This window comes from Caulobacter sp. B11, assembly GCF_002737765.1.
Taxonomy (GTDB): Bacteria; Pseudomonadota; Alphaproteobacteria; order Caulobacterales; family Caulobacteraceae; genus Caulobacter.
Window position 1 is genome coordinate 1 of record NZ_PEGG01000305.1, and the last position, 2940, is coordinate 2940.

Consider the following 2940-nt stretch of genomic DNA (forward strand, 5'->3'; position numbering starts at 1 on the left):
GGTCCCTCCCCGGTTGGCCTCACCCTAGGGGGCCAAAGCGGAGATCAGTTTGCGTTAGCCTGCCAGCACCTTCCGGCTTGCTAGCCCCGTGGCGGCGGTCTGCCTTGAGGACCGCCGCCCGTGGGAGGGGCTGGCAGAAGACGCCCGCCGGAGTCCGCTCCGGCGGGCGTCGCCGTTTCGGGAGCCGCAATTCTGGCGCGTCGCACAACGTTCATCGAACAAAGACACGAAACAACCTTGACAGGAATGTTATGCGGCATGTCACTCTGGATTGTCGATCGGCGGGCGTCGACGCCAAGCGCGCCGGACTTTCATCATCGGGGTGTCTGATGAACCAAATAGCCCAACCTTCCGAGGCGACTCGGGCGGCGCGCGACGCCGTGATCGCCGAAACCCGCAAGACCCGCTGGGGCGTGCTGTCCCTCGATCTTCGCGACCAGGACCATCTGGCCTGGCTGACCGAGCGTCTGGGCGGCGAGGCCGATCTTTCGCGATATTTCCCGGCCTCGCGGGCGATGCTCGAGGCGACCCGCATCCGGCATTTGAGCCATGGCGGGCCGGAACGGACCACATTGCTGGAGATCGCCGATCCGCCGATCGACCGCTGGCTGCCCTATGTCAACCTGACCTTCTATGGACTGACCCAGGGCAACGACAAGGTGGTGGCCCAGGGCGTGGTCACCCTGCCGGGCGATGTGACGTCGGTCGATATCAGCCTGCAGATCATCGACAACGGCACGGGCGACACGGTGGCCGACGTCAGCCTGCCGACCCAGTTCAACACCATGACCCAGATCATCAACGCCGACGCCATGGTGCGGGACCAGGAGGCGATCGACTACACGATCATCCTGACCGCCAGCATCGTGCCGGCCGGATCGAACGTCGCCGCCCCGGTGGTGGTGACCCGCGACCTGAAGGGGCCGAACCTGATCCAGAGGGTCACGGCCCTCAACCCCAATCACAACAGCCACCCCGAGCGGACCTACATCAAGGTCGCGCTCAACCGGAATGTCGGCAACCAGCCGGACGTCGACTACTGGTACAATTTCGGGACCAACGGCAAGCCGACGCCGATCGTCGGCCTGCAGGTCAACGGCTACGCCCAGCTGGTCTCGGGCGCGACCGTCTCGAACAATCCGGGCTTCAACGGCTCCTGCATCCTGCGCCGCCGCTCGGTCGGCGGGGACGGGGCTAGCCTGGCCTTCCCGCCCAGCGACATCCCCGCGCTCTGCAACGGCGACCAGGGCGTGGTCGGCTGGGACATCGGGCCCAACTGGTTCCAGAACGCCCCCTGGGACCAGAACCAGGACATCGACCTGGACTTCGTGCTGAACTTCACCGCCTCGGTCAGCGGCCTGCCTCAGCAGGCGCAGCTGCGCGTCACCAGCGTTCCAGCCGTGGTCAGCGCCAACCCGCCGGCCAATATCGGGGTCGTGGCGCCGATCCAGTTCGTCTGGGGCTGCGTGGCCGCCGGGACGCTGGTGACGCTTGCCGACGGCCGGCGCGCGCCTGTCGAGACCATCGGCGAGGGTGAACAAGTCGCCACGCCCGACGGCGGGTCGCTTGTCGTGCATCGCGTCTCGATCGGACGTGAGACGCGGCCGGTGGCGCGCATGGTGCTGGCTGATGGCCGCTCGGTGGTCCTGACCGACGAGCATCCGGTGCTGACCCCCGCCGGTGCCCGGCTGGCCGGCGAGCTGAAGGCGGGCGAGACGGTGCTGACCGCCGATGGCCCGGCCATCCTGGAAGCGGTCGAATTCGCCGCCTACGACGGGACGGTGCACAACCTGGACCTGGCGCCCGCAGGCGTGGACCCGGCCGATCTGCCGGACGACGCGGTGACCGCCTTCCTGGCGGGCGGATTCGCCGTCGGCGACAACCGCATGCAGGGCCTGGTCTCGCGCCGCATCGACGCCGAGCGCCGGGCTCGAGATCCGCTGGACGTGCTGCCGGAGCGCTGGCGGCTGGACGTGATCAACACCCGCCGCCGCGCCCAGGGCCTGCCCTGCCTGGAAGCCCGCCAGGCTGTCTGAACCGGGGGCCGGCTCCGCGCCGGCGCCACCACTATCCGTGAGTACGAGGGACGGCCATGGCCGCGACGCAACCAATCATCCAGTCGGTCCGCTGCACCGAAGGCCTGCCGCGGCCTGGCTTTGAGCTCAACTGGTCGGCCGTCGACGGCTACAGCGGCGCCTACGCGATCCGGGTCTTCGACATGGCCGGCGCGGCCGTGGCCGGAACCACCACGCCTGGCCCGGGGCTGATTGGCAGCTGGCGGGCCGACGACGGCGCCATGGTGGCCGATGGGCTCTACAACGCCAAGGTCGAGGCGGTGGACAGCGCCGTCCTCAGCCCCGCCATCGGCCTGCTGTTCGAAGCGCCGACCAATATCGTCACCCGCTTTGACGGCCAGACGGTGACGGTGAACTGGACGCCCCCGCCAGGGCGCACGCCGCTGCAGACCCTGATCTATTTCCAGGCCGGCGATTTCCCCCAGGCGATCGCCACCCAGAACCCCAGCGCGGCGATGTTCGTCCCCGATCCGGCCCAGACGCCGGTCGACGGCGACTGGTCGGTCACCCTGACCCCCACCGCCGGCATCTCCAGCGGCCCGGCCAGCGCCGCAGCCGACATCCTGCATGTGGCGCCGACCCTCAGCATCATCGACATCGACACCACCGACTACGCCTCGTCGCAGGGGACGGTCTGGGCGCTCGCCGACGGACTTCCGACGGCCGCCTCGTTCGTGACCACCCTTTGGCAGGACGGACAGCCGGTCTTCACCACCCCCCCGGTCGCCGGGACGCCGACGAGCAACAGCGGCCTCAACCTCTTCAAGTTCGCCTTCGATTTCGGCCGGCCGGGCACGCCCTACAAGACGGGGATCGACTATCGCGCCACGGTGGCCCAGGCAGTCCAGGGACCGGGCGGGGTGTC

The 2940-nt window shown here is 69.0% G+C and carries 2 protein-coding genes; both read left to right on the forward strand.

The window, feature by feature from the left end; genetic code table 11:
- Nucleotides 1-329 precede the first annotated feature (329 nt).
- Nucleotides 330-2036, forward strand: coding sequence for a Hint domain-containing protein (locus tag CSW58_RS11640; protein ID WP_099447394.1), 1707 nt, complete (start codon nucleotides 330-332; stop codon nucleotides 2034-2036).
- Between the two features lie 56 nt (nucleotides 2037-2092).
- The coding region (locus tag CSW58_RS11645) for a hypothetical protein (RefSeq protein WP_201721655.1) at nucleotides 2093-2940 on the forward strand (848 nt) is incomplete at its 3' end.

Coding starts and splice junctions, on each gene's coding strand:
- CSW58_RS11640 (WP_099447394.1), top strand. CDS start 330: ATGAACCAAATAGCCCAACCTTCCGAGGCGACTCGGGCGGCGCGCGAC.